The sequence below is a fragment of the Bacillus sp. SIMBA_074 genome, assembly GCF_046534555.1.
Taxonomy (GTDB): domain Bacteria; phylum Bacillota; class Bacilli; order Bacillales; family Bacillaceae_G; genus Bacillus_A; species Bacillus_A mycoides.
On record NZ_JAWRYM010000909.1, the window covers coordinates 1 to 252 of the forward strand.

A 252-nucleotide genomic window follows, 5' to 3' on the forward strand; every position below is an offset into this window, starting at 1 on the left:
GGGAACCTGTATGTTCTTGACGTACGCTATGAAAAAGAGCTTGTCGAAGGGCAAATACCCGAAGCTAAGCACGTCATGCTTGGATTACTTCCGATGAGATTAGACGAATTGCCACATGACAAGCCGATTCTGGTTCAATGCAAATCAGGGAAAAGGTCTGCGATTGGCGTGAGCTTTCTGCAAGCAAACGGCTTCAAGAATGTGCACAACCTGACTGGTGGTTATGATGAGTGGGTGAAGCAAGGCTTGCCG

The 252-nt window shown here is 48.0% G+C and carries 1 protein-coding gene; it reads left to right on the forward strand.

The features are described from left to right. Nucleotides 1–252 (forward strand): rhodanese-like domain-containing protein (locus tag SB773_RS33405; RefSeq protein WP_410594744.1); only part of this gene is annotated, 252 nt, incomplete at both ends.